21 protein-coding genes are annotated in these 24,981 nt (G+C 64.1%); 5 read left to right on the plus strand and 16 right to left on the minus strand.

Going from position 1 to position 24,981, the window contains the following annotated elements:
• Positions 1–13: 13 nt before the first annotated feature.
• The 3 genes from murI to ACKODO_RS01925 all read right to left on the minus strand — a co-directional run bounded on the left by murI (position 14) and on the right by ACKODO_RS01925 (position 3,204).
• The gene (gene murI / locus ACKODO_RS01915) at positions 14–889 is read right to left on the minus strand and encodes a glutamate racemase (RefSeq protein ID WP_408981797.1); all 876 of its coding nucleotides are present in this window, start codon (positions 887–889) and stop codon (positions 14–16) included.
• Between the two features lie 78 nt (positions 890–967).
• The gene (locus ACKODO_RS01920) at positions 968–2,281 is read right to left on the minus strand and encodes a flavin monoamine oxidase family protein (RefSeq protein WP_408981769.1); all 1,314 of its coding nucleotides are present in this window, start codon (positions 2,279–2,281) and stop codon (positions 968–970) included.
• Positions 2,282–2,346: 65 nt separating this feature from the next.
• Positions 2,347–3,204 (minus strand): RNA methyltransferase, encoded by an 858-nt coding sequence (locus ACKODO_RS01925; protein WP_408981770.1) that lies wholly within the window; start codon positions 3,202–3,204, stop codon positions 2,347–2,349.
• Positions 3,205–3,411: 207 nt separating this feature from the next.
• Here ACKODO_RS01925 and ACKODO_RS01930 point away from each other — a divergent pair, with 207 nt between their 5' ends.
• Positions 3,412–4,626 (plus strand): NADP-dependent isocitrate dehydrogenase, encoded by a 1,215-nt coding sequence (locus ACKODO_RS01930; RefSeq protein WP_408981771.1) that lies wholly within the window; start codon positions 3,412–3,414, stop codon positions 4,624–4,626.
• A gap of 119 nt (positions 4,627–4,745) precedes the next feature.
• Positions 4,746–5,183 (plus strand): acyl-CoA thioesterase, encoded by a 438-nt coding sequence (locus ACKODO_RS01935; protein WP_408981772.1) that lies wholly within the window; start codon positions 4,746–4,748, stop codon positions 5,181–5,183.
• Here ACKODO_RS01935 and ACKODO_RS01940 read toward each other — a convergent pair whose 3' ends face one another.
• From ACKODO_RS01940 to recA, 3 genes are all read right to left on the minus strand, one after another.
• The gene (locus ACKODO_RS01940) at positions 5,184–6,401 is read right to left on the minus strand and encodes a cyclic nucleotide-gated ion channel (RefSeq protein WP_408981773.1); all 1,218 of its coding nucleotides are present in this window, start codon (positions 6,399–6,401) and stop codon (positions 5,184–5,186) included.
• Positions 6,402–6,404: 3 nt separating this feature from the next.
• Positions 6,405–9,062, minus strand: coding sequence for an alanine--tRNA ligase (gene alaS, locus ACKODO_RS01945; RefSeq protein WP_408981774.1), 2,658 nt, complete (start codon positions 9,060–9,062; stop codon positions 6,405–6,407).
• 137 nt (positions 9,063–9,199) lie between these two features.
• Complete coding sequence (recA, locus tag ACKODO_RS01950; protein ID WP_408981775.1) at positions 9,200–10,270, minus strand: recombinase RecA; 1,071 nt, start codon at positions 10,268–10,270, stop codon at positions 9,200–9,202.
• 149 nt (positions 10,271–10,419) lie between these two features.
• Between recA and ACKODO_RS01955 the strand changes: the two genes are divergently transcribed.
• A complete protein-coding gene (locus ACKODO_RS01955) occupies positions 10,420–11,406 on the plus strand; it encodes an FkbM family methyltransferase (RefSeq protein ID WP_408981776.1) in 987 nt (328 codons plus the stop codon).
• A gap of 189 nt (positions 11,407–11,595) precedes the next feature.
• Here the strand turns inward: ACKODO_RS01955 and cckA are convergent, their stop codons facing one another.
• The 7 genes from cckA to ACKODO_RS01990 all read right to left on the minus strand — a co-directional run bounded on the left by cckA (position 11,596) and on the right by ACKODO_RS01990 (position 17,770).
• Entirely contained in the window at positions 11,596–14,193 is a 2,598-nt protein-coding gene (gene cckA / locus ACKODO_RS01960; RefSeq protein WP_408981777.1) for a cell cycle histidine kinase CckA, read from the minus strand.
• A 60-nt stretch (positions 14,194–14,253) separates the two neighbouring features.
• Entirely contained in the window at positions 14,254–15,321 is a 1,068-nt protein-coding gene (gene flhB, locus ACKODO_RS01965; protein ID WP_408981778.1) for a flagellar biosynthesis protein FlhB, read from the minus strand.
• Between the two features lie 6 nt (positions 15,322–15,327).
• Positions 15,328–16,101 carry a flagellar biosynthetic protein FliR gene (fliR, locus tag ACKODO_RS01970; protein WP_408981779.1) on the minus strand — a complete coding sequence of 258 codons (774 nt, stop codon included), beginning with the start codon at positions 16,099–16,101 and terminating at the stop codon, positions 15,328–15,330.
• A gap of 152 nt (positions 16,102–16,253) precedes the next feature.
• Complete coding sequence (gene fliQ / locus ACKODO_RS01975; RefSeq protein ID WP_408981780.1) at positions 16,254–16,523, minus strand: flagellar biosynthesis protein FliQ; 270 nt, start codon at positions 16,521–16,523, stop codon at positions 16,254–16,256.
• Positions 16,523–16,846 (minus strand): flagellar hook-basal body complex protein FliE, encoded by a 324-nt coding sequence (locus ACKODO_RS01980; protein ID WP_408981781.1) that lies wholly within the window; start codon positions 16,844–16,846, stop codon positions 16,523–16,525. The genes fliQ and ACKODO_RS01980 overlap by 1 nt, the downstream gene beginning before the upstream one ends.
• Before the next feature lie 29 nt (positions 16,847–16,875).
• Entirely contained in the window at positions 16,876–17,286 is a 411-nt protein-coding gene (gene flgC / locus ACKODO_RS01985) for a flagellar basal body rod protein FlgC (protein WP_408981782.1), read from the minus strand.
• A gap of 16 nt (positions 17,287–17,302) precedes the next feature.
• Positions 17,303–17,770, minus strand: a complete 468-nt coding sequence (locus ACKODO_RS01990; protein ID WP_408981783.1) for a flagellar basal body protein — start codon at positions 17,768–17,770, stop codon at positions 17,303–17,305.
• Positions 17,771–17,971: 201 nt separating this feature from the next.
• Here ACKODO_RS01990 and ACKODO_RS01995 point away from each other — a divergent pair, with 201 nt between their 5' ends.
• Positions 17,972–19,072 carry a hypothetical protein gene (locus tag ACKODO_RS01995; RefSeq protein WP_408981784.1) on the plus strand — a complete coding sequence of 367 codons (1,101 nt, stop codon included), beginning with the start codon at positions 17,972–17,974 and terminating at the stop codon, positions 19,070–19,072.
• A 105-nt stretch (positions 19,073–19,177) separates the two neighbouring features.
• Positions 19,178–19,990 (plus strand): flagellar type III secretion system pore protein FliP, encoded by an 813-nt coding sequence (gene fliP / locus ACKODO_RS02000; protein WP_408981785.1) that lies wholly within the window; start codon positions 19,178–19,180, stop codon positions 19,988–19,990.
• Between the two features lie 121 nt (positions 19,991–20,111).
• On the opposite strand, the gene ACKODO_RS02005 is transcribed toward fliP, so the two are convergent.
• From ACKODO_RS02005 to ACKODO_RS02015, 3 genes are all read right to left on the minus strand, one after another.
• A complete protein-coding gene (locus ACKODO_RS02005) occupies positions 20,112–23,528 on the minus strand; it encodes a tetratricopeptide repeat protein (protein WP_408981786.1) in 3,417 nt (1,138 codons plus the stop codon).
• A gap of 125 nt (positions 23,529–23,653) precedes the next feature.
• The gene (locus tag ACKODO_RS02010) at positions 23,654–24,484 is read right to left on the minus strand and encodes a flagellar protein FlbB (RefSeq protein WP_408981787.1); all 831 of its coding nucleotides are present in this window, start codon (positions 24,482–24,484) and stop codon (positions 23,654–23,656) included.
• Entirely contained in the window at positions 24,481–24,978 is a 498-nt protein-coding gene (locus ACKODO_RS02015) for a DUF6468 domain-containing protein (protein WP_408981788.1), read from the minus strand. Before ACKODO_RS02015 ends, ACKODO_RS02010 begins: the two co-directional genes overlap by 4 nt.
• Positions 24,979–24,981: the final 3 nt, after the last annotated feature.

The raw sequence follows: 24,981 nt of genomic DNA on the forward strand, positions 1-24,981 counted from the left end.
CAATAAGATAGTTTTATCCAACATACCTTTGCGTCAGTAACTTGTGAAATTGAACTCTCGATCTGCTGCATCGGAATCTTGTTGACATTCGGATGCTAAGGCGCGATAGCCCCTGCTCCTTCGCGCGAGCCTGCTCCGCCAAGGCCCGCAGGGCGGCATCCGCGCCGGGTTTCGTGGAATGGGCCTGAAACTGCCCCTCCCCCGCCGCCTCAGACGCCAGCACCTGCACCACGCGGCGCGCGATGGCGGGAGCCGGGTCGATCCATTCCACCGGCCAGGGCGCGAGCGCCCTGAGGCGATCCAGCAGCAGGGGATAATGCGTGCAGGCGAGCACGATGTGATCGGTGCGACGCCCGTCCTGCTCGACGAAACAGGGCGCGATTTCGGCCCGGATCGCTTCATCCGGCACGGTTTCGCCACGAAGTGCGCGCTCGGCGAGGCCCGCCAGAGCCTTCGAGCCGACAAGCGTCACCCCCACGCCATTCGCGAAATCGCGGATGAGTTCGGCGGTGTAATCGCGGCTCACGGTGCCGGGTGTCGCGAGCACGGAGATGAGCCCGCTCTTGGTCGCCGCCGCCGCCGGCTTGATCGCCGGAACCGTGCCGACAATGGGCATGGAAAACCGCGCGCGCAACGCAGGCAACACCAGCGTGGAAGCCGTGTTGCAGGCGATGACCACACAATCAGCCGGAAAATCGGCGAGCGCCGCACCGATGACGTCGAGAACGCCGGATATCAGATCTTCGGGCGACAACGCCCCGTAGGGAAAGCGCGCATCATCCGCGAGGTAGAGGTAATCCGCTCCGGGCAGCGCAGCGCGGATCGCGCGGAACACGGTGAGGCCACCAAGCCCGGAATCAAACACGATAATGCGAGGTTTCCTGCCCATTTCTGCTGCGGCTTCGCCCATTTGCCCCAACCTTCCGGCGAAGAGCTAGCCGAGATTCGCGCGGCAACAGCAAGTTGCTCAGATCATCTTGCGGATGATCTCGATCGCGTGGGCGCCGGCAAGCGCTGCACCGCCGGCGGTCATGGAGCCGGAACCAGCCGAAGCCTCGCCCGCGAAATACAGGCGGTTCGCCACGGGCCGGGCCAGCGCCTCGCGCTGGTCGGCCTGCCCCGGCGTTGCGATCGAATAGCCCCCGAGCACGAGAGGGTCGGCACTCCAGCCTGCGAGGCGGCCGCCCCGAAACGCCTTGCGCGCATCCGCGCCGAGGATCGCGACGAACCGGCCCAGCATGTGTTCCACCGCCGCCGCCTCGCCCTGGGCGGCCAAGCCGCGCGCATAATCGCCGCCGAAATGCGCGACGACGAGATCATTTCCCCAGGGCCAGAATTCGAAATTCACAAGATCGCCGTGGCTGCCGCTGTCGAAGAACTGCGTCCAGGGGGATTGGCCGAACCTGGTGCCCTCGAATTTCAACGCAAGCTTCGTGAGCGCCCCCATGCCGAGGCCATCGAGAGCGCTGCGCGTTTCGGCCGGCAATTCGGGCGTGAAGCGAATGGAGCCGGATTTCAGCACGTTCACAGAGACGGTGATGATCACCGCCCGCGCCGTCACGGTGCCCCGCGGGGTTTCGAGACGCACGGCTGGTCCGGAATGATCGACCGCCGTCACCGGGGTTGAAAGCGCGATATCGAGCCCCCGGGCATAGTGTTCGAGCAGGCGCCCATAGCCGCGCGGCAATACGAGATCTTCACCCGCATGAAGCCGCTGGTAATCGCGGATGGAAACGCGATCGGCGTCCTCGCCGAGGCTCAGCAGGGTCATGCCGCTGGCGGCCTCCGGCTGATCCGGACTCACGCGGCGCGCGGCCTCGCCGAAGGACATGTCCGCGCTTGCAGGCTCGCCATCCAGCACGCCCGAGAGGCGCCAGAAGCCACCGCGCCGGCGGCTGCGCTCCTCGCCGGAAAGGCGGCGGCCATTGGAGAACACATCAAATCCGCCCCAGAGGCCGCTATCGCTGATCGCCTCGATGCCCAGATTTTTCGCGATTTCCGCCCATGGGTTGCTCTCGGACCAATGGATGTAGAAGGCCCCGGCCTCGAAATCCGAGCCAAGACTCGAATCGGTGAAGACGCGCCCGCCCACGCGGGAGCTCGCCTCGAAGATCCGCGCCGTCAGCCCGCGCGAGCGCGCCCGGTGCGCGGCATGAAGACCCGCGGCGCCCGCCCCGATGATCGCGACGTCCAGCACCGCGGCAGCTTGCGCGCGTGCCGCCGCATTCGCCACAAAGGGCGATGCCAGCGAAGCAGCAAGAAGGTTGCGACGGGAAATCACGGGATCAGCCTCGACAGGAGAAGTTACGCCGGATTGCCTTCCGCGGATGCGGCATTCGTGGCTCTTCACGCATCCGTGACAGCCGGCGCCTCGCCCTCGGCCAAGGAGTTCTTCGATCCCGGTTTCTTCGAGCCCGGTTTCTTCGAGCCCGGTTTCTTGCCGCCCTTTGCGAGCAGGTCGATCATGCCCCAGAGCGTGCGGATATCCTGCTCGGTGGGCGCCATGCGGTGGATGATGTTCCTCAGGTTGCGCATCATCACCGGCTTCTTGCCCTCGGGGTGGAAGAAGCGCACGTGATCCAGCTCCTGTTCGAGGAAGCCGAAGAACTGGCCGACCATGCCCTGCGGGGCGGGCGGGCTCGGTTCGGGCATGGTGAAGGGCAGCGCATCGCCTTGGGAAGCGCGCATCCATTCATAGCCTGTGAGCAGCACGGCCTGCGCGAGGTTCAGCGAGGCATATTCCGGGTTCACGGGGAAGGTGATGATGGAGGAAGCCGCCATCACCTCGTCGCTCTCGAGTCCCGTGCGTTCGGGCCCGAACATCAGCCCCACCTTCTGGCCCGAGGCGATGCGGCGCGCGGCATCGGGCAGCGCAATCGCCGGCGCTTCTACGGGCTTTGCCTGCTCCCGGAAGCGCGCGGTGGTGGCATAGACGTGGTGGAGATCGAAAAGTGCCGCATCAAGCGTGTCGTAATGCTTCGCGGCGGTGAGGATATGCGTTGCGCCGGCGGCAGCAGAGAAGGCGCCCTTCTTCAGCGCGGATTTCTGCGGCCAGCCATCGCGCGGGGCGACGAGCCGCATCTCGGAGAGGCCGAAATTCGCCATGGCGCGCGCGCACATGCCGATATTCTCGGCGAGCTGCGGCCGGACGAGGATCACAACCGGCGCCGGTCGCTGGATATTCTGCTGCGCTGCCTCGTTCATGACTGCCGCCCCTGCCTGTGCTTTTCGCCAGATGAGGCGCGCGCGGCGCGCGGTCAACCCGTTCCGTGCATTCCCTTCCCCCGAAAGCCTCATGCCGGATCGGCTTCCGCTCGCGCGGGCGCGATGCTATAGCCCGCGCCGGTCCGTTCGCGCATGCAGGGCGCCGGCGGGGGAAACAAACTTCAGACGTTGGATCGCGGGGATAAGATGAAAAAGATCAAGGTCAGAAATCCGGTTGTGGAGATGGACGGCGACGAGATGACCCGGATCATCTGGCAGGCCATCAAGGACAAGCTGATCCATCCCTATCTCGACATTGATCTGCATTATTACGATCTCGGCATCGAATACCGCGACCAGACCAATGACAAGGTGACGATCGAGGCCGCAGAGGCCACGAAGAAATACGGTGTCGCGGTGAAATGCGCGACCATCACGCCCGACGAAGCGCGCGTGAAGGAATTCAACCTGAAGGAAATGTGGAAGAGCCCCAACGGCACCATCCGCAACATCCTCGGCGGCGTGATCTTCCGCGAGCCGATCATCTGCAAGAACGTGCCCCGCCTCGTGCCGGGCTGGACCCAGCCGATCGTCATCGGCCGCCATGCCTTCGGCGACCAGTATCGCGCGACCGATTTCAAGTTCCCTGGCAAGGGCAAGCTCACGATGAAATTCGAGGGCGAGGACGGCACCGTGATCGAGCGCGAAGTGTTCAAGGCGCCGGGCGCGGGCGTGGCGCAGGCCATGTACAATCTCGATGATTCGATCCGTGATTTCGCCCGCGCCTCGCTGAATTACGGCCTGAACCGCAAGTATCCGGTTTATCTCTCGACCAAGAACACCATTCTCAAGGTCTATGACGGCCGCTTCAAGGATATCTTCCAGGAAGTCTACGAGGCCGAATTCGCGGAGGCCTACAAGGAACTCGGCATCACCTACGAGCATCGCCTCATCGATGACATGGTGGCCTCGGCGCTCAAGTGGTCCGGTGGCTATGTCTGGGCCTGCAAGAACTATGACGGCGACGTGCAGTCGGATACGGTCGCGCAGGGTTTCGGCTCGCTGGGCCTGATGACCTCCGTGCTGATGACGCCCGACGGCAAGATCGTGGAGGCGGAAGCCGCGCACGGCACGGTGACACGCCACTATCGCGAGCACCAGAAGGGCAAGCAGACCTCTACGAATTCCATCGCCTCGATCTTCGCCTGGACGCGCGGCCTCGCGCATCGCGCGAAGCTTGACGACAACCAGGAACTCGCGAAGTTCTCGACCACGCTCGAGAAGGTCTGCGTGGACACGGTGGAAGCAGGCTCCATGACGAAGGACCTGGCACTGCTCGTGGGCGCCGACCAGAAATGGCTCTCGACCACCGGCTTCCTCGATAAGATCGACGAAAACCTTCGCAAGGCGATGGCTTCCTGAGGCCAGCCTGCCTTCAACGGATGAGGGGCCTCATGGACCCCTTTTCTCGTTTTAAGGCCGAATCTGGTTTCTCTCGTGTCGCCGCCCCCGACCCAATCCGGCACCGGCAGAGGCGGATCATGAATCGCAGCGCCTTTCGCTTCTTCCACCCCTATCGCGTGCGCTATTCCGAGATCGACGGGCAGGGCGTCGTTTACAACGCGCATTACCTCACCTTCTTCGATGTCTCGATCCACGAATATTTCCGCGCGCTGGACCATGAGCGCTATTCGGATGCGAAACGCACGGGCTGCGATTTCCACGTGGTCAAGGCCAGCGTGGAATTCCGCCAGCCGCTGCATTTCGATGATCTCTTCGCGGTGGGCGTGAAGGTCGCGCGCATCGGACGATCCAGCATCACCTTCACCCTCGGCGTATTCCGCGAGGGTGAGGAAAACGCTTGCGCGACCGGCGAAGTCATCTGGGCCTATGTCGATCAGGCCACGCGCAGAAGCGTGCCGGTGACGCCAGAGACCCGCGCGATCGTTCTCGCCGCGGAGCCGAAGCTTCAGGACTGATCAGGGCGGTTTCTTCTCATGGAGTTCCGCGCGGGCGATGTCGCCGCCGGGTTCCACGGGGTTCAGCATGCGCTGGCTGCGGATCGCCTTGTTGATCGAACGGGCGATCTCTGCATCCTGCTCCATCAGCATCCTGAAATCATCGCGGTCGAGCGCGAGCAGATGCGTTGCCTCGAGGGCTCGCACCGTGCCGGTGCGATGCGCCTCGCTGAACAAAGCGGCCTCGCCGAAGAACTGGCCGGTTTCCATCCTGAGGCGGTGCCCCGGCATCTCGATCTCCACCGCGCCGCTCGCGATGAAGAACATCGCGACCGAGGGCTCGTCACGCCGCACCAAAACCTCGCCCCCCTCCAGAACCCGCGAGCGCAGGAAGCGCATGATGGTTGCGATCTCTCCGGCATTCAGCGTCGCGAAAAGCGGGACGCGCGCGACCATGTTCCAGGTCACCACGAAATCGCGGCGATGGATCACCTCGGCGAAGGAGGTCGCGATGATGCCCACGGGCAGCGAGAGCATCACGAGGCCCAGCACGGCCGTGAAGCCCGCGAGGACCTTTCCACCGTTCGTCACGGGGTGCACATCGCCATAGCCCACCGTGGTGAGCGTGATGATCGACCAATACATCGCCTCGGGAATGGAGCCAAACTTGTGCGGCTGGGCCGTGCCCTCGACCACATGCATGAGTGCAGCGGTCACGATCATCAGCCCCCCGAGAATGACGAGACAGGCGAGCAACGCACGCCTTTCCGCGCGGACGGCTTCGAGCAGCGAACGCATGCCCGGCGAATAGCGGCCCAGCTTGAAGAAGCGGATCAACCGGAAAATCAGCAGGACCTGGAAATCCGCAGGTCCTACCAGCGCGAGGTAGAACGGGAGAATCGCAAGAAGATCGACCAGCAAGGCCGGCTGCACCACATAAATCAGCCGGGCGCGCCAGGCCGGCAACGGCCGCAGCAGCGGATGCTCCACGGCGGCCCAGAGCCGCGCCACATACTCCCCGGTGAAAACCAGAGCCGCGACAAGCTCTATGCCCTGAAAAAGCAGGCCGAACCGCCCGGCAATGCTCGGCACGGATTCAAGAATGACCGCCATCACGCTCACGAGGATGAGCGCGACAATTCCTCGGTGAACAATGCGGCTCGCTCCATCTTGCGGTGAACCGCCGTCCAGCGCCTCATGGCAGCGCTTTCGGAACGTCCGGGCGCCGCTCCCGGCCATGCCTCACCCCAGTTCGGCGACACGAGCACGAATGGCCGCGAGCGCTGCGGCCATTCGCGAGCCGTCCGGCCCGCCCGCCTGCGCCATATCCGGCCGGCCGCCACCGCCCTTGCCGCCCAGCATCTCCGAGCCGATCCTCACGAGATCGACGGCGTTGATGCGGGGCGCCAGATCTGCCGTCACCCCGACCACAAGGCCGGCGCGACCATCCTCGCCAACCACGCCGAGTGCCACGACACCCGAACCGAGACGCGCCTTTTCCTGATCCGCGAGGCCCTTCAGGTCCTTCGCTTCGACACCCGGCAGGCTGCGGCCAACAAAAGCAGTGGAGCCCGCCTTCTCGGTCGCCTCGGGCGCCGCCGAGCCGCCACCCATCGCGAGCTTGCGACGGGCCTCGGCGAGTTCACGATCGAGCTTGCGGCGCTCCTCCGCGAGAACCGAAGCGCGTTCCGCCACCTCATCGACATTGGCGCGCAGGACCTGCGCCACTCCCTTCAGCCTGCGGCTCTGCTCGTTGAGGAAGCGGCGCGCGGTATGGCCGGTCATTGCCTCGATGCGACGGACGCCAGCTGAAACCGCGCCCTCGCCCACGATCAAAATAAGCCCGATGTCACCCGTGCGATTGGCATGGGTCCCCCCGCACAATTCCACCGAATAGGGTGAGCTGTTACCATCGGGGCGGTCGATCGTGCCCATCGAGACCACACGGACCTCATCGCCATATTTCTCGCCGAAAAGCGCGCGCGCGCCGGAGGCAATGGCATCATCCACCGCCATCAGCCGTGTGACGACCGGCTCATTCCGCAGCACGATAGCATTGGCCACGTCTTCCACCCGCTCCAATTCCTCGCCCGCAATCGGCTTGGGATGGGAGATGTCGAAGCGGAGACGCTCCGGTTCGACCAGCGAGCCTTTCTGCGCGACATGTTCGCCCAGAACCTGCCGCAAGGCCTCATGCAGAAGATGCGTCGCCGAATGATTGGCCCTGATGGCGGCACGCCGCGCCTTCTCCACCCGCAGGAAGGCCGCGCGGCCCACAGCAACTTCGCCCTCCTCCAACTTCCCCAGATGCACAAAGACATCGCCGGCTCGCTTCACCGTATCGGTGACGCGCAGGCGGAACCCATCACCATGGATCACGCCCTGATCGCCAACCTGGCCACCGCTTTCAGCATAAAACGGCGTCTGGTTGAGCGTGATCGCGACTTCGCCGCGCGCTTGATCCACCATCTTGCCCTCGGCAACGACGGCCGTCACCACCCCCTCGGCCTCCTCTGTGCCATAACCGAGGAATTCTGTCGCCCCCACCTTGTCGCGCACCAGGAACCAGATGGTTTCGTTCGCGGCCTCGCCGGACCCGGCCCAGTGCGCACGTGCCTCCGCCTTCTGCCGTTCCATGGCGGTCTGGAAAGATTCGAGATCGACCGTGATGCGGCGTGAACGAAGGGCATCCTGGGTGAGGTCGAGCGGAAAGCCATAGGTATCATAAAGGCGGAAAGCGGTCTCGCCGGAAAAAACCTGGCCATCCCCCAACTTGGCGACCTCGCCTTCGAGGAGGGCAAGGCCACGCTCGAGCGTGTTGCGGAAGCGCGTTTCCTCCAGCCGAAGCGTTTCGGAGATGAGCGTCTCGGCCCGAACAAGTTCTGGATAGGCCTGCCCCATCTCCCGGATGAGAACCGGGACGATGCGATACATCAGTGGCTCGCGCGCACCAAGCATATGGGCATGGCGCATGCCGCGACGCATGATGCGGCGAAGAACATATCCGCGCCCCTCATTCGAAGGCAGCACACCATCGGCCACAAGAAAGGCCGAAGCACGGAGGTGATCCGCAATCACACGATGGGATGCGGATTGCGGCCCATCCGGATCCACACCCGTCAACTGCGCGACCGCGAGGATGAGGTTGCGCATCAGGTCTATGCGATAGTTGTCGTGCGTCCCCTGCAAAACGGCCGAGATGCGCTCGAGACCCATGCCGGTATCGATCGAAGGCTTCGGCAAGGCGACGCGGCTGCCGTCTGGAAGTGACTCATACTGCATGAATACGAGGTTCCAGATCTCAATGAAGCGGTCGCCGTCCGCATCCGCCGAGCCCGGTGGCCCTCCGAAGACATGCGGGCCATGATCATAGAAAATCTCCGAACACGGTCCGCAAGGCCCTGTATCGCCCATGGCCCAGAAGTTGTCGGATGTCTCAATGCGAATGATCCGCTCATCCGGCAAGCCAGCGATCTTTTTCCAGAGTCCAAAAGCCTCATCATCGGTATGATAAACGGTAACGCTCAGCTTGTCTCTTGGAAGGCCATAATCTCGCGTGACGAGTGTCCACGCGTAACGAATGGCATCTTCCTTGAAGTAATCGCCGAATGAGAAATTCCCAAGCATTTCAAAGAACGTGTGATGACGAGCAGTATAACCTACATTGTCGAGATCATTGTGCTTTCCACCGGCGCGCACGCACTTCTGAGCAGTCGCGGCGCGGGTGTAGCTGCGGGTCTCCAGACCAGTGAAAAGGTTCTTGAACTGAACCATTCCGGCCGTGGTGAACATGAGCGTAGGATCGTTTCGCGGCACCAGCGGCGAGGACGGCAGAATGCTGTGCCCGTTTCGGCCGAAGAACTCGAGAAACGTCGAACGAACCTCACCAACACTTGCCATGACCAAACCCTGCAACCATTCCCGCGATCCAAGCCCCTGCGCTTCCCCCAACCGGGAAACGCCCTCGCCTGGAACGCTTCTAGACAGCGGCCCCCTCGCTGTCCACGCCCGAGCGCAAGAGCATCGCAAGATTGCGATTAGGCCTCATCGTCACCTTCTTCCGGAGCCCCCTCGAAAATGGCCGACGCGATCAGGCCAGCATTCTGGCGAAGGGCCTGCTCGATCCTGTCCGACAAGGCAGGATTCTGCTTCAGGAAGGCCTTTGCATTCTCACGCCCCTGCCCAAGCCGCTGGCTGTCATAGGAGAACCACGCACCGGACTTCTCCACGATCCCGGCCTTGACGCCGAGATCGATGAGTTCACCCATTTTCGAGACGCCTTCGCCATACATGATGTCGAACTCGACCTGCTTGAAGGGCGGCGCGACCTTGTTCTTCACCACCTTCACGCGCGTGGTGTTCCCTACGATATCCTCGCGCTCCTTGATGGAGCCGACGCGACGAATATCCAAACGAACAGAGGCGTAGAATTTCAGCGCATTGCCGCCGGTCGTGGTTTCCGGACTGCCATACATCACGCCGATCTTCATGCGGATCTGGTTGATGAAGATGACCATCGTGTTCGAGCGCGAAATCGACGCGGTGAGCTTGCGGAGCGCCTGGCTCATCAGCCGCGCCTGTTGCCCCGGCTGAACCTCACCCATCTCACCCTCGATCTCCGATTTCGGCGTGAGCGCCGCAACCGAGTCGACCACGAGGACATCGACCGCACCGGAGCGAACCAGCGTGTCCGCGATCTCCAGCGCCTGCTCGCCGGTATCCGGCTGCGAAATCAGAAGATTGTCGAGGTTGACACCCAGTTTTCGGGCATAAATCGGATCGAGCGCATGCTCGGCATCGATGAATGCGGAGACACCACCGATCTTCTGGGCCTCCGCCACCGTGTGAAGTGCGAGTGTGGTCTTGCCTGACGATTCCGGACCGAAGATCTCGATCACACGCCCACGCGGCAAGCCCCCGACGCCCAGGGCGATGTCGAGGCCCAGTGAACCCGTGGGAATTGTCTCGATCTCGAGCGCCTTCTGCTGCCCGAGCCGCATGATGGAGCCCTTGCCGAAAGCGCGCTCGATCTGCGAGAGTGCGGCATCCAGAGCCTTGGTCTTGTCCATGGAGGAACCTTCCACGAGTCGAAGCACAGATTGAGACACGTTACCCTCCTTAGGAGATTGGCGGAGCGCCTTCAACAACCCATTTATTCCTTTTTTGTTCTGGTTGTAAAGTTCTTTTTTTGTTCTGGTTGGAGCTTGCCAACTCTCTGCCCCTCGCTTAATCCTTGCACCCGGAGAAGGGTGGCAGCATGAAGATTTCCTACGCCCAGAGGCTTGAGGACTTCCATCTGGAATGCCTGTTCGCGGAGCAGGACCGAGGTTTTTATATCGATGTCGGCGGTGGGCATCCCGTTGCGGACAATGTGAGTTTTCATTTCTATTTGCGCGGCTGGCGGGGGCTGGTCGTGGAGCCGCAGCGCGCTCTCGCCAAGGCCTATTCAGCGGTCCGCCCGCGGGACGTGGTGATCGATCACCCGGTCGGTGATCGGGATGGCGAGGTTTTGTTCCATTGCGTGGACCGGCTGCACGGTTTTTCGACTATCGTTGAGGAGAATGCGCGGGGTGCACGCGAATTCGGTGTCGATTATCGCAGCGAGAAGCGGCCCATCCGGCGGCTCTCGGGGATCATCGAGGAACGCAAGATCGGCACAGTGGATTTCCTGAAAATCGACGTCGAGGGAGCCGAAGGGATGGTCCTGGCCGGTCTCGATCTGCAGCGGCATCGTCCGCGGGTCATGTGCATCGAGGCGGTCCAGCCAGGAAGCATGGCGGATTCTGCCTGCTCATGGGAGCCTGGTTTGCTGGCCGCGGGCTACGGGCTTGCCTTTCGGGATGACCTCAACCGTTTCTATGTTGCGAAGGAAGAGGTGCATCTCGCTGCGCGATTCCCGAAGGAGCCTGCACCATGGGATATCGTGAGGCACCTCTATGAATTCGGGAAGGCCGGGGAGAGCGACGAGCACCCAGACCGCGAATTGACCCGACGGCTCGTGGCTGGCCTTTTGGCGAGCCTGCCGGACTTGCCGCCTGCCTTCCTGCGCAGCCTGCTGGAGAAATCGGCGGGCGCAGGTGGCATGGAGCGGGGGCCAGAGCTTCGGAGCTTGTTGCGGGGAAAGGCTGATTTCCCCCGGAAGGGCATTCAGGCCGTGCCGGAAGATCCACTTCCGTTGGATGACGCCGCTCGGGCAGCCCTTGGGCGTATCGCGGCCGCCTATGATGGCGGGATGATATTCTAGAGCGGACTCCGATCTGATTGGATCAGACATTCCGTTCCAATTTCTTGTTATTTCCCGCATTTTCTTCGACCAACCGGTATCCGATGGATCGGAAAATGCTCCAGGATCTTGCGCCTGGTTCTCGTTCAAGGGGGTCGGTCTCGTTCAGGGGGCTCATGGCCGCGAGGGGAAGTGACGCTGCCGGCGGCGTCAACTCATCACGCGTTTGACGGCCTCGATCAGCTGCTTGAGGCTGAAGGGCTTGGGCAGGAAATCGAATTGCTGGCCCTCCGGCAGGTTCTTGCGGAAGGCTTCTTCCGCATAACCGGATACGAAGATCACGCGGATCTCCGGCTTGCGCGCGCGCAACTCGCGCAGCAGGGAGGGGCCGTCCATCTCGGGCATCACCACGTCGGAAACCACCAGATCGATATCCTCCATCGCATGCGTTTCGAGTTGATGCAGCGCATCCACGCCGGATTGGGCCTCGATCACGGTGTAGCCACGAGAGCGCAAGGCCCGCGCGCCGAAATTGCGCACGGCATCCTCATCTTCCACCAGCAAAATGGTGCCAGTGCCGGTGAGGTCCGCGATGGGCACCTTCTCGACAACCGCCGCAGCCAGAGCAGGGGCCTGCCCCCCGGCAGCCATCTCGGGGGCGCCGTCCTCGCCGGCAGCAGCCATATCCGCGCCGGCGGGCAGCAGGTCGCCCGCGCGGGGCACGTGCCGGGGCAGGAAGATGCGGAAGGTCGTGCCCTTGCCCAATTCGCTCAGGCAGTCGATCGAGCCATTGGATTGCGTGACGAAACCATAGACCGAGGAGAGGCCCAGGCCCGTGCCGCGCCCCACTTCCTTCGTGGTGAAGAATGGCTCGAAGATCTTGCGCCGCACCTCCGGTGACATGCCGGAGCCGGAATCGGTGACGTCGACGAGCACGTAATCGCCTCGCTTCAGCCCCTCGACATTGTAACTGTCGGTCTCCGCGGCAGGCACATTGGAGGTGCGGATGGTGAGGCTACCGCCCTCCGGCATGGCATCGCGCGCGTTCACCGCGAGGTTGATGATCATGTTGTCGAAGGAAGCCGGGTCCGCGAAGGTCGGCCAGAGATCGCGGCCGTGGCGGATATCCAGTTCCACATTCGGCCCGATCGAGCGCTTCAGCATCGCATTGAGATCGCCGAGCCGGTCGCCAAGATCGATGGTCTCGGGCAGCAAGGTCTGCTGGCGCGAAAAAGCCAGCAATTGCCGCACGAGGCTCTTCGCGCGGTTGGCGGAATTCTTGATCTGCATCACGTCCTGATGGCGCGGATCAGTCGCGCGGAAGTTTCCGGCCAGCAGGTCCGCGAAGCCGACAATCGCCTGCAGATGGTTGTTGAAATCATGCGCCACGCCACCGGCGAGCTGGCCGACAGCGTTCATCTTCATGGATTGGAAAAGCTGTTCCTGAAGCTTTTTTTCATCCGTTGTTTCAAGGGCATAGGCGATCACGGCCTCCTCGCTGCGCTCGCTCGCGCCAGAGGGCACGAAGAAGAAGCGCGCCGAGCGACCCACCTCGCCTGCCAGCGACACATCCACCGGCTCGCTTTCGCCGGTGCCGTGACGGGCCAGGGTGAATGCCGCCTCGATGCGGGGGCGATCGGCCGGCGCGATCAGGCTCAGCAGATCGCGCGGGCCGGCGGTCTGCTGGTTCGGCAGGAAACCCGCGAATCGCGCATTGGTGCTCTCGATGCCGCCAGACCGGCTGAGCGTGGCGATGGCGAAGGGCGAGGTGTTGAAGAGCCGCGCGAAACGCACTTCGGCATCGCGCAGGCCCTCGGCGCCGCTCGCCTCCCCCGAGCGATTGAGCACCAGCGTGCGTGACACGCCGGCCGTGCCATCAGCCGCGAAAGCCACGCGGTGGAGCAGCCGCACCGGCAGGCGCTGTCCCCCCTTCCGCTTGAGGTCGAGGTCGATCGTCTCGGTGCGCACCGCGCCCGGCTGCCCCTGCACATGCGCGAGCAGCGCCTCCCCGCCGGAAGCCACGATGTCGCGGATCTCAAGATTACGATCGGCGATTTCCGCGAGGTCGTAATCGAGCCAGTCGGCGAGCGTGGCGTTGAGGTAGAGAACACGCCCCTCGGGGCGGGCGGAGAAGAAGCCGGCCGGCGCGCTGTCGAGATAGGAGATGGCCTGCTGGAGTTCCTGGAACTCATTCTCGTGCTTCTCGCGGTCGCGGGTGATGTCGGTCAAGCGCCAATGCACCGCCGTGTCGCCCCCCGCTCGCGAAAGCGGCCGGACGCGGACGCGATACCAGCCGTAGCTGGCGCCACCCGTGAGAGCAGGCACGAGGCGGATGATCTCTGTCGCGCCACGCCCTTCGCGCGCGGCCTGCGCAAGGCGATAAACAGCCTCGCTGACATCCGAACCCCCGGAGAACAGGCGCTCCACGGGGCGGATGCTTGCCGCGCGGCCCGGCACGCCGCCACAGAAGGACTGGTAAGCGTCATTGGCATAGAGAACCTTGCCCTCGCGATCGAGGACGAGCTGGCCTTCCTCCGCACCATCGACGATGGCCTTGGTGATGTCGTTGCGGGCGGCGCGCCCGGCAAATTGCAGGATGCCCACAGCATAGAGGAAGGCAGCGAGAACGCCGAGGGCCGCGAAACCGGCGAGGAACAGCGTCAGCACGGTCGCATGATGGCGCTCGTCGAGCACCGCGAGCGACAGCACCGAACCTACCACGACCAGGGTGACCAGCAACAGCAGCACGGGGCTGCCATGCCGCTGGCTGCGGTCGATCGGCGGGCCGGCGGGGCTCTCCTTCAGCATGCCTTGAAAACCTCCCCTGCCCGGCGGATTCGCGGGGCACTCCTTATCCAGCGTTCTGGCTCAGAAACGGTCCCGTCTCAAGCGCATCACGTAACCGATCACTTCCGCAACCGCCTTGTAGTGTTCTTCGGGGATTTCCTCGTCGATTTCCACTTGCGCATGCAGGGCACGGGCGAGTGGCGGGTTCTCCACGATGGCAATGTCGCTGGCGTTCGCGATCTCGCGGATCTTCAGCGCCATGAGATCAAGGCCCTTCGCCACCAGAACCGGCGCGTTCATCCCGGCCTCGTATTTCAGCGCCACGGCATAATGGGTCGGGTTGGTGATGATCACCGAGGATTGCGGCACCGCCGCCATCATGCGCTGGCGCAGCCTTTCCGAGCGGATCTTGCGGAGTTTCGCCTTGATCTCGGGCGAGCCTTCCGTCTCCTTGAATTCCTGCTTCAATTCCTCGCGCGTCATCCTGAGGCGCTGCCGCCATGTGAAGCGCTGATAGAGGATATCCGCCGCCGCGACAAAGGCGAAGACCGCAAGCACGCCGCCAAGAAGTTTCAGCGACAGTGACCAGATGACATCCATCATCAGGGCGGGGTCGAGCTGCACGAGCGTGCCCAGTCGCTTTCGTTCCGGCCAGAGCACAGAGAAGAGCAAAGCGCCGACAATCGCGAATTTCAGGAGGCTCTTGACGAACTGCACAAGCGCTTCCTTGCCGAAGATGCGCTTGAACCCTGCCATGGGCGAGATGCGGTTGAACTTCGGCACCATCGGCTCGGTGGTCCAGAGGGGCTTGTGCATGATGAGGCCCGAAGCCAAACCCGCGGCGAGCGCGAAGATGAAGGGCAGCGCAAGCACGCCCGCCATGGTGCGCGAGCCATGCGCGAAGATGCTCATCAGGCCACTCTGATCCATCGAGACCTGATGCGCATTCTCCAGATAGCCGCGCATTCCAGCGACAAAATTCGTGAGCCCGATCACGCCCGTGATGAAAAGCGCCAGCGTGCCGCCGGCCAGCACGAGGAAGGTCGCCGCCTCCATGCTTTTCGGAACCTCGCCGCGCTCGATCGATTGTTCGATCCTGCGGTCGGTCGGTTCTTCTGTCTTGTCTTCCTGATCGGTATCGCCCGCCATCGGCGCCTACCTCAGACCGGGGAAGAATTCGCGGTAGACCCGCACCACATGGGCAAGGAACCCGTCCATCATCAGGCCCAGCACTACGATGAAGATCACCGCGCCGAGCAGGATCATCGCGGGCATCGCAAGGAAGAAGATCTGCAATTGCGGCATCATGCGCGAGAGGATGCCGAGCCCGACGTTGAAGACGAGGCCGAAGACGAGGAAGGGCGCGGAAATCTGCACCGCCGTGATGAAGGCTGAATTCGCGACCGTCAGCGCGAGCTCAGCCGCATCCGCGCTGGCCGGCATCATGCCGGGCTGCAGGGTCTGGTAGCTGTCGATGATCCCGTAGATCGCGACATGGTGCAGGTCCGAGGCGAAGATGAGCGAGATTCCGAGCAGCGACAGGAAGGTGCCAATGACAGCTGCCTGGCCGAGATCGCCGCCCGTGGGGTCGATCGACATCGTGAAGGAGAGCCCGATCTGCTGGGAGATCAGCACACCCGCCGTCTGCAGGGTGGACATCAGGAACCGCGCCGAAAGGCCAAAGGTGATGCCGATCAGGATCTCCGTCACGAGCAGGCGCATGGCGAGGTCGAGATTCATCCCCATGCCCGCAAAACTCGGCCGGACGACCGGAACCGTGAGCAGGGTGACGAAGAGCGCGAAGGAAAGCCGGACCCTTTGCGGCGCCACCTGCTCGCCAAGGGCCGGCAAGAGCATCATCATCGTGCCCACACGGGCGAACACGAGCATGAAGGCCAGGGCGAATTCGGGCAGGATGGAGATCGTCATCCTGCTTACAATTCGATGATTCGGCTGCTTTTGCCGAAGGAATTCGTCTCTAGAGCGCAAACCGATCTGATTGAATCAGATCTGGCGCTCACTCTTCTTGTTTTCGCATCCGCTTTTTCCGCCAACCGGTATCCACTTGGCGGGCGGATGCTCTAGAGGCCACCCGAGATGATGCGCGTGGCGATCCTGGCCATGAAGGCAGCCATCGCATCCCCCATGAAGGGCAGCAGGAAGAGAAGCGAACCGAAGATCGCGGCGACCTTCGGAACGTAGACGAGGGTCTGTTCCTGGATCTGCGTGAGCGCCTGGAAAAGCGATATGACGAAGCCGACGAGGAGGCCGACCACCATCACCGGCATCCCCACCTTGAAGAAGGTGATGAGCCCGTCGCGCCCGACTTCGATCAGCTCCGCCCCATTCATCAGATCGGCATCCGCATGATTTCCTCGTAGGCCGCGACCACACGGTCGCGCACCGCCACGAGGCTTTCCAGCGCCGCCTCGCTCTCGGCCACCGCCGTCACGACCTCAACGAGATCGGTGGGCGTACCGCCGGCCGCGCGCATGGCGAGAGCATCGGACTTCTTGCCGGCTTCCTGGGCACGACCCACGGTCGCCTCGAGGATGTCCGCAAACGAGCCTCCCGCCGCCTCATTCTTGCCAAGCAGGGGAGCCGGGCTGGAATTCATCTTCTGTTGCAGGGCATAAGCACTCGCTGCAATGCCCGGATTCATCATCGTTTTCATCGTGTTCTCCGATCGCGAGTAATTGAAACTCAGGCACGTAGGATTTCGAGCGTGCGCGCCAGCATTCTGCGGGTTGTGCTGATGACGTTGAGGTTGGCTTCATAGCTGCGTTGGGCTTCCCGAAGGTCGAGCGTCTCCATCATGGTGTCGACATTGGGCTTCTGGACAAAACCACGGGCATCCGCCAGCGGATTGCCCGGCTCGAAGCGGGTCTTGAACTCGGACCGGTCGCGCTTGATCTTGCCGAGCTGGACCGTGCTGACGCCAAGTTCGTTGTCGAGCTTCTGCTGGAAGGTCACCACCTTGCGGCGATAGGGCTGCTCGCCGGGGCGCGTCGGCGTCGTATCGGCGTTCGCGACGTTCTCGGCAATGACGCGCATGCGGCCGGACTGGGCCCGCAGGCCCGAAGCGGCGATGGCGAGGGATTTCAGGAAGTCCATGGTTCACCCTCCTCCATCAGGACCGGCGACCGATGGCGGTCTTCAGCGTGGCGAGGCCGCGCTGGTAGAGGTTCGCCGCGGTCTGGAAATCGATCTGGTTCTGCGACACCTTGAGCATCTCGTCCTCGAGGGTCACGGCATTGGCGGAGGGACGGGTCTCGTAGCTCGCGCCACGATCGACTGTGCCGGCGCCATTTGCCGCCGGGTTGATATGCATCGCGCTGGTGGTCATCAGGCCTGCAGCCTGATTGTAGTGCGCCACGGCCATGCGACGGGTGGCATCGGCGCCGCGCGAGGCGGGATCGATGCCGATCTGGGCGATGTCCTTGGGCTTGTAGCCGGGCGTGTCGGCATTGGCGACGTTCTCGGCCAGCACCTTCTGGCGCGACTGCAGGAAGCGCATGCGCTGCTTCAGGGCCGCGAAGGTCGAAAGATCATGAATCATGAAGACCTCGGCAAAATCCGCCATTCGGGCGGACGACAAGGAAATTCTTGCCGCATTCATGGTTAAGATCAGGTAAATGCCGGGAACGAATTGCACCATTTCCGGGCAGTCGGGCTTTGCAGGCGAGGGGGCGGTTTCACACAATGGATCGAGACTTCGCCATTGACGCCATCGTCAAAGGATGATGCTGCTTTTTCGGTATGTCTGGTGCGTTCTCGTGTCGCTTCCGGTGGTTGAACCATGCAATCTCTTCTCGACAAGCTGAACTCCGGCGACAGCGCCGTCTCCGCGATGCTCTGGATTGGGCTTGGGCTGATACTTCTGATCGTCGTGATCGCGATTGCGCTTTGGCTGATTCGCGCCTTGAGGCCCGCCCTGAACCTTTCGAGCAACACGACGCGGGGCGGCCGGGTGCAGCGGCTGGCCGTGACGGATGCCTTCCCGCTCGACCGCGAGGGGCGAAAGCTCGTCATCATCCGGCGCGACAATGTCGAGCATCTGCTGCTGATCGGTGGCACCAACGATGTCGTGATCGAGCAGGGAATCGTGCGCGGCGAACGCAGCCTGCGCGGCCGGGCCGAGGGCGATCCGCTGATGGAGCCGGCCGAGCCTGCAAAACCCATCATCGCCCTTCACCCCAACCCGGTTGCACCGCCGGCCGCGCCCCCGCAGGCTCCGCAACGTCCGGTGGCCCCGTCGGCGCCGACCGCACCAACTGCGCCGCGCCCCATGGCCCAGCCGGTGATGCCAGCGGCTGGGGCGACCTCGCCAGCAGCGGCCGCTGCGGTGGCCCAGTTCGAGGTTGATTTCGAGCGGGATGTGAAAACGATGGAATATCCGGCAACGCCCGCGCAGGCTCCCGCGCCGGCCAGGCCCGTGGCTCCGGTGCCGCCACTGCAGCAGCCCCCGCAGGTTCTTCAGGCTTTTGCCGTGCCGCCCGCACAGCCCTTGGTTCAGGCCCCGCCGCAGCCTTCGCCGCTGCGCGGGGAAGCGCCCCGTGCCGAGACTTCCCGCCCGGAACCGATGAGCGAGATGGCGCGGCGCCTGTCGGAAGTGCTGCAGAGGCCGATCGTGCCGCCTGGTCCTCGCGCCTCCATTGCGCCGCCCATTCCGCCTGCGCCTATTCCGCCTGCGCCTATTCCGACTGCGCCCATACCGGTTGCTTCCATGCCGGTTGCTTCCATGCCGGTTGCCTCGATGCCAGTTGCGACCATGGAGCCGGAAGCCGCGCCCGCTCCGCCTCCGCCACCCGCCAGACTGCCGACCGAGTCCGAGATGGACATGCTCGAGGAGGAAATGGCGAAGCTGCTCGGCCGGCCTGCGGCACCGCCCCGGCCCTGATCGATCGGCGGGGCGTGCGGAAAGCCGTGCGCAACCTGCCCTGTTTCATCTTCCCGCAGGGCAAGCCACTGGCGCAAGGCGGGGGAATCATGATCCCTGTCATGCATGTCGATCCTGGACCCGCAGAATTCTGGCGCCACGCCGCCCTGCCCGCGTTTCGCGCGACCGGATTTCATCCGGCGTCGCCCCTGGCTGTCGGCCGTCCTGCTCGGCATCTTCGGGGGGGCTCTGGCGACAGGCGCCCATGCGCAGGATATCTCGATCAATTTCGGGCAGGGCATTGGCCTGACCGAGCGCGCGCTTCAACTTGTGGCGCTGCTGACGATCCTGAGCCTTGCGCCGTCGATCCTGGTGATGGTCACGTCCTTCACCCGCATCGTGGTCGTCCTGTCGCTGCTGCGCTCGGCCATCGGCACCCAGACCGCGCCGCCCAACACGGTGATGACCGGCCTCGCTCTGTTCCTCACGGCCTTCATCATGGCACCAACCTTCCAGCAGGCCTATCAGCAGGGCATCCAGCCCTTTCTCGCGGGCGAGATTCGCGAGGCCGAGGCCTTCGAGCGCACGGCCGCACCATTCCGCGCCTTCATGCTGAAGCATGTGCGCACGACCGATCTCGAACTCTTCATGAATCTGTCACGGCAGCCGCGGCCAGCCACCCCCGAGGCGACACCGCTTCAGGTGCTGGTGCCGGCCTTCATGATCTCGGAACTGCGGCGTGCCTTCGAGATCGGCTTTCTGCTGTTCATCCCGTTCCTCATCATCGATCTGGTCGTGTCATCCATCCTGATCTCGATGGGCATGATGATGGTGCCGCCCGTGACGGTGGCCTTGCCCTTCAAGCTGATCTTCTTCGTGCTGGTGGATGGCTGGCGGCTGGTGGCGGGGTCGCTCGTGCAGAGCTTCGGACCAATTTAGAGCATTTTCCGACCAACCGGTATCCAATGGATCGGAAAATGCTCTCATTCCTCCTTGTTTCACGCATTTTCCGACCAAGTATCCAATGGATCGGAAAATGCTCTAGCGCCGCCCCGCCGCCTCAGCCCGGACCGGTTGCCTGGGGAAGCGAGGATTGCCGCTGGTCGCTCGCGCCTCGAACCGGCCGCGCCTCGCTCCCCGTCTCCGGATAGCGTTTGCGATAGGAGGCGAGGAATTCCGTGAGGGTATCGGCATTCACAACCTGGCGGGCCGCCTCGCGGAAGCCCTGCGGGTTTGAGTAATTCTCCAGCGCGATCATGTTGAAGGCTCCGGCATCGGAGGTCTTCGCCATTTTCGGCAGGTATTTGGACCGCAGCCGATCCAGTGACATCGCCTCTTCTGCGAGCACATAGGCGAGGCCCGCGCGCAGCACATCAAGGCGCTGCTGCTCGGTGAGCGTTTCTTCGCGCTGCCAGGCATCGCCGAGCATGCGCTCATAGGATTCACCGGCCTCGCGCCAGGCCTTGCCCTTCCAGTGGATGTCGGCGCGCAGGCGCTCCACGTCGTTTCCTGTCTCGTTGGCGAGCAGTTCGATGGCGAGCCCGGTGCGGAACACCTCACCCAGCGCGCGCGCTTCCAACAGCGTGCGGGCGCGCTTCAACTCCGGCGGCAGGTTCGACAGGCGCGTTTCGCTGAGCACGGTCAGCGCCTTCACCGGCTGACGGTTCTGGAGATGCATGACCGCGAGGCGGGTCGCCACGATGGAGCGCGCCACGCCTTCGAGCCGATGCTTCACTTGATGCTCCAGGATCTCCGCCGCCTCATTCACGAGGTCGAGGTCGAACAGGCGATCCGCGAGGCGACGCGCGATCTCGTCGCCGCGGCGGCCAGCCGGAACGAGGGTCCGGAACTCCTGATAGATGGCCAGCGCCTCCACCTTGGAAATCTTCTGCTGCTCGGCATCCAGGAACAGGCTCTCGAACCGGCGACCCATGGCCTCCTCGAGACGCCTGGCAATCGGATGGTTCGGCATGAGGCCGGTCGCTCGCTGGGAGGCGAGGAAGGCTTCGCGCCAGCGCCCTTCGGCGGCATAAATCTCGCCGAGCCGGGCGAGAGATTTCACTTCGGTCTCGCTGTGGCGCCAGATGGCGGTCAGCGTCTCGAATTCGGCCTTCGCCTCCTCGGGCGTGATCTTTTGAGCGGCGAGACCCGCTGTCGCCCGGCCATAGCGCGCCTCCGCCTCGATGCGGCGATCCATCGACCGGGCAGCCTGGCTGTAGGCCGTGAAGGCATCAACGGCACGCCCCTCGAACTCCGCGAGGCGGCCAGCGAGCAACTGCAGCAGGCCGTTGTCCCGGAACGCCGGATCGACGCGATCGAAGGCGTTGAGCTGTTCGCGGGCAAAGACTGGATCACCCGCCTCGATGGCGGATTCAACAACGTAGCGGCGCAGATCGCCCTGAAGGCGATCGGGATAGCGGTCGAGCGCCTCGATCCCGGCCTTGAAGCCGCTGACCGCCTGCGGATAGCGCATGGACTTCGCATCCACGAGCGCCTGCAGCAGGCGCTGCTCCGGCTCCTGCGAAAGCTGCGGCTCGTTGAGCAGGCGCGTCGCCTCCGCCAGCCGTCCCATCATGGTCGCGGCAAAGGCGCGGGCAAACATCACGTTCTTCTGTGCGCCGGCCTCGGGATCATCGGCTGCGAGCACATTCAGCACGCCCTCGGCTTCGGGATAGGCCTTGTGCGCGAGATAGGCCTGAGCAAGGCGAAGGCGCGCCTGAGGGCGGGTCACACGCGGCGCCTCGGCTGCGGCGCGCAGCAGGCCGCGCTCCAGCAGGCGCAGCGGCTCGCGGGCGAGCTTGTCATATTGGTCAGAGTCAATCAGCAGCGCCTTGCGATCCATCGCGGCCGCCGGCTCATGGGGAGGCAGCGACGAGAGATTGAGACGGATCTCGTGGCTCAGCAGCACGCCATTGTCGCCGCGGGCGAGCGTAACCGCCTCGTCCAGCGGCAGGGCGGCGAAGCCCGCGAGCGTGCGTTCGATCACCACTTCGGCGAAGCTCTGCGCCTTGGGGCTCGCGAAAGCGCCTTCGGCCAGCGGCACGATGGCGAGCTTGCCGCCGGTCTGCGGGTCTTCGATGGTGATGAGGCGCCCCTGGCCCTTGAACACGGCTTCGAGCGCATCGCGGCCCTGCCGATCGAAAACGCGCTGCAGGCGAATCGGCGCACCGGCCACTGCCTCCGGCGTCACCTCGCTCTTTCCGCGCTGCACAACGATGTCGCCGCCATCGCGCATCAGCCAGAATTGTCCGTCGATCTTGGGGGTCAGGCGCAGGACGGTCGCCTGCGGCAGACGCGACATCTGCACGCCTTCAACATGCCTCTTCATCTCCGGCGGCACGGTGGGCATGCCGGGGGTCTGCGGTGTTTCCACCACCACGAGCAGCGTCGGCCCGCGCTGGAGAATGGCGAAAGGCGCCTTGCCAAGGCCACCAAGGCGAAGGGCGAATCCTTCGGGATCACGCCCCTGCTCGATCCGGAAATCGATGGCATCGCCCGTGCTGGCGGATAGCAGCGTCTCCGGCGGCAAGGGCTCGGGGCTTTTCGCCATGCGCGGCAAGGTGGCGGCCGATGGTGCCGGCCCGGCCTGGGAAGCGGGCGGGGATGCGGGCTGGGCCGGCGCAGCCGGCGCAGGGGCCGAGGCTGCCGGGGCCGGCGCCGCCGCTTCGTTGAGGCCCTCGGCGAGCGCGCGGCCATCGATGCGCGAGAAATCCAGCGTGAAGCTGTCATCCTCGCGGAAGCCGCGCACCTTCATGCCTTCGGAAACGCGCATGCTGACCGTGAGGCTCGATCCATCCCGGATGACGCGCACGCCTTCCGCGGTGCCGGCAAGGCGCGAGCGGGCGAGCGTTTCGGGCAGTTCGAAATCGCCCTCGAACACGAGGGTCACCTCGCCATCGCGCTCGTCATAGGCGATCGGCGCGGAGCGGGGCATGGTGAAGATGGCGCGGCGGAAGCGGGGCGCATGGGCGACGCGCAGATCCATCGCACGCTCGACCTTCTTCTCGACCTCGACGCGGCGCGCGCGTTCTTCCGCGACGCGGGCGCGACGGACCAGTTCGTCGATGACATCCTGCGGCAGCGGCGGCGGCAGGCCTTGCCAGCGCGGACCCATCAAATCCAGGAAGATGCGCTCGCCGGCCGATTTGATATCATGCCGGTAACGGCCATTGAGACCGATGCGGATCGAGCGGCCGTCAGGATCGAGACGGGCAACGCCGACATAATTCGGCACTTCCAGCGGCAGCTTGTCGGGATTGAGGGCGACGCCCTGATCGAATTCGATGATCAGCACCGAATTCGCGGCGCGCACCTTGGCGCCCACTGGCGCATCGAAGGTGAAGACCAGCCGGCCGAAGCCCGACTGCTCGGTGCCCACCACCTGCCCGCTGGCCGCAAGAGCGGACCCATGAACCAGGAACGGGAGCAGCACGAGGCCCGCCGCCCTGGCGAACAATTTCGAGAAACGCGAACGCAACACAGCACAAATCCCGGTACAGGAGCCGAACGGGGAAGGCACGTCGAAGGCGGGGCCGCAACAGGCGTTCCCCGCCCGCCTTCTGGTAAGACTAAGCCACCATGCCTAACACCGGCTTAATCCACTCACCGCGTTGGCGGTGAAAGCCGAGGCAATTCGCCATCGGCCGCCGGCACGGCAACCTCGCTCACATTCTGGGCCTGCCGAGCCAGCGCGACGGTGAGGCGCTCGGCGGCGGCGGGCTCCATGGCAGCGAGGATTTCAGCAACCTTGCGGGGGTTCATCTGCTGCACGAGGTCCATCAGAACCTTGATATCCAGCCGGTCGAAGACGCGGGCGGCTTCCTTCGGCTTCATGGTCTCGTACATGGTGACGAGCGGCTTGAAGCGCTGCTTCGGATCGTTCCTCGCTGCCTGGCCGGCATCGAACTGGTTCTCGAGCGTGCGAAGCTGCCCGATCTTCTCGTCGAGCTTGCGCTCGGTGGTGCGCAGCAGGCTGTCGCGCATCTCGATCTCGCGGTTCTTCGCCTCGATCTCGGTGCGGCGAGCCTGAAGCCGTTCGAGAATCTCGCGCTCGGCCGGGCTCGCGGCCTGGCCGCGCTCGGGTATCTGCGCCGGCGGCGGGGGCACGCGGGTGCCTTCCGGATCCGGCTTGATCTTCGGCGCGCCGGAGGCCGCAGGTGCCTGAGCCTGGGCGCCGGCGGCCTTGGGATCGGCTGGCTTGCCCTCGGCGCCCCTGGTTTCAGCATTGCCGGTGGAGCCGGTGATGATCTGGTTGTCAGCCTGAGCGCCGAGACGGGCCCTCTCGATGGAACGGGCGAAGCGGTCGCCCGCCGCCAGACCGAGATCCGCGATCTGGGGCAGCGGCCGGTTGTCAAGCGCGACCGAGAGCACCCGGATCGTGAGCAGTGAAACCAGCCCGAAAATCAGGACGGGAATCAGCCGGATGCGGGTCATGCCACGTTTTCCTGCTTGGCCTTCTCGGCGTTGCGGTTGGCAAGCGCCTGGGCCGCCGCGAGAGTCTGGGCGATTCGCGAAGCCGAGCGAATGGCCGGCTGGGTATCCATCACATGCTGGGAGAAGGCCTCGGCCGGGTCGCGTGCGCCCTCCACCACCGGGCTGTCGAGGGCAGTGGAGACGATGCGGCTGATGCGGTTCAGCACATCATCGCCGGAGCGGATCTGGTCCTCGAGATCGGACGCGTAGCGCTCGGCCACGCGGAGGCGTTCGCCGAGGGTGCGATCGCAATCGCCAAGGGTATGCTTGAGCGCGTCGATCGCGCGCTCGGCACGGTCTGTGGCCATCGAGAGATCGTTGATGGTCTTGCGAATCACCGTTTCGTCGGCGCGCATGGCACGCAGGCGGCGATCGAGCAGGACGCAGTAGCCGATGGTGACGACGAGCAGGCCGCCAACAATGAGTTCAATCATCAAACCGAGTTGTCCGGACATGGA

It is taken from the genome of Rhabdaerophilum sp., from assembly GCF_046092605.1.
In the GTDB taxonomy this organism is placed as follows: Bacteria; Pseudomonadota; Alphaproteobacteria; order Rhizobiales; family Beijerinckiaceae; genus Rhabdaerophilum.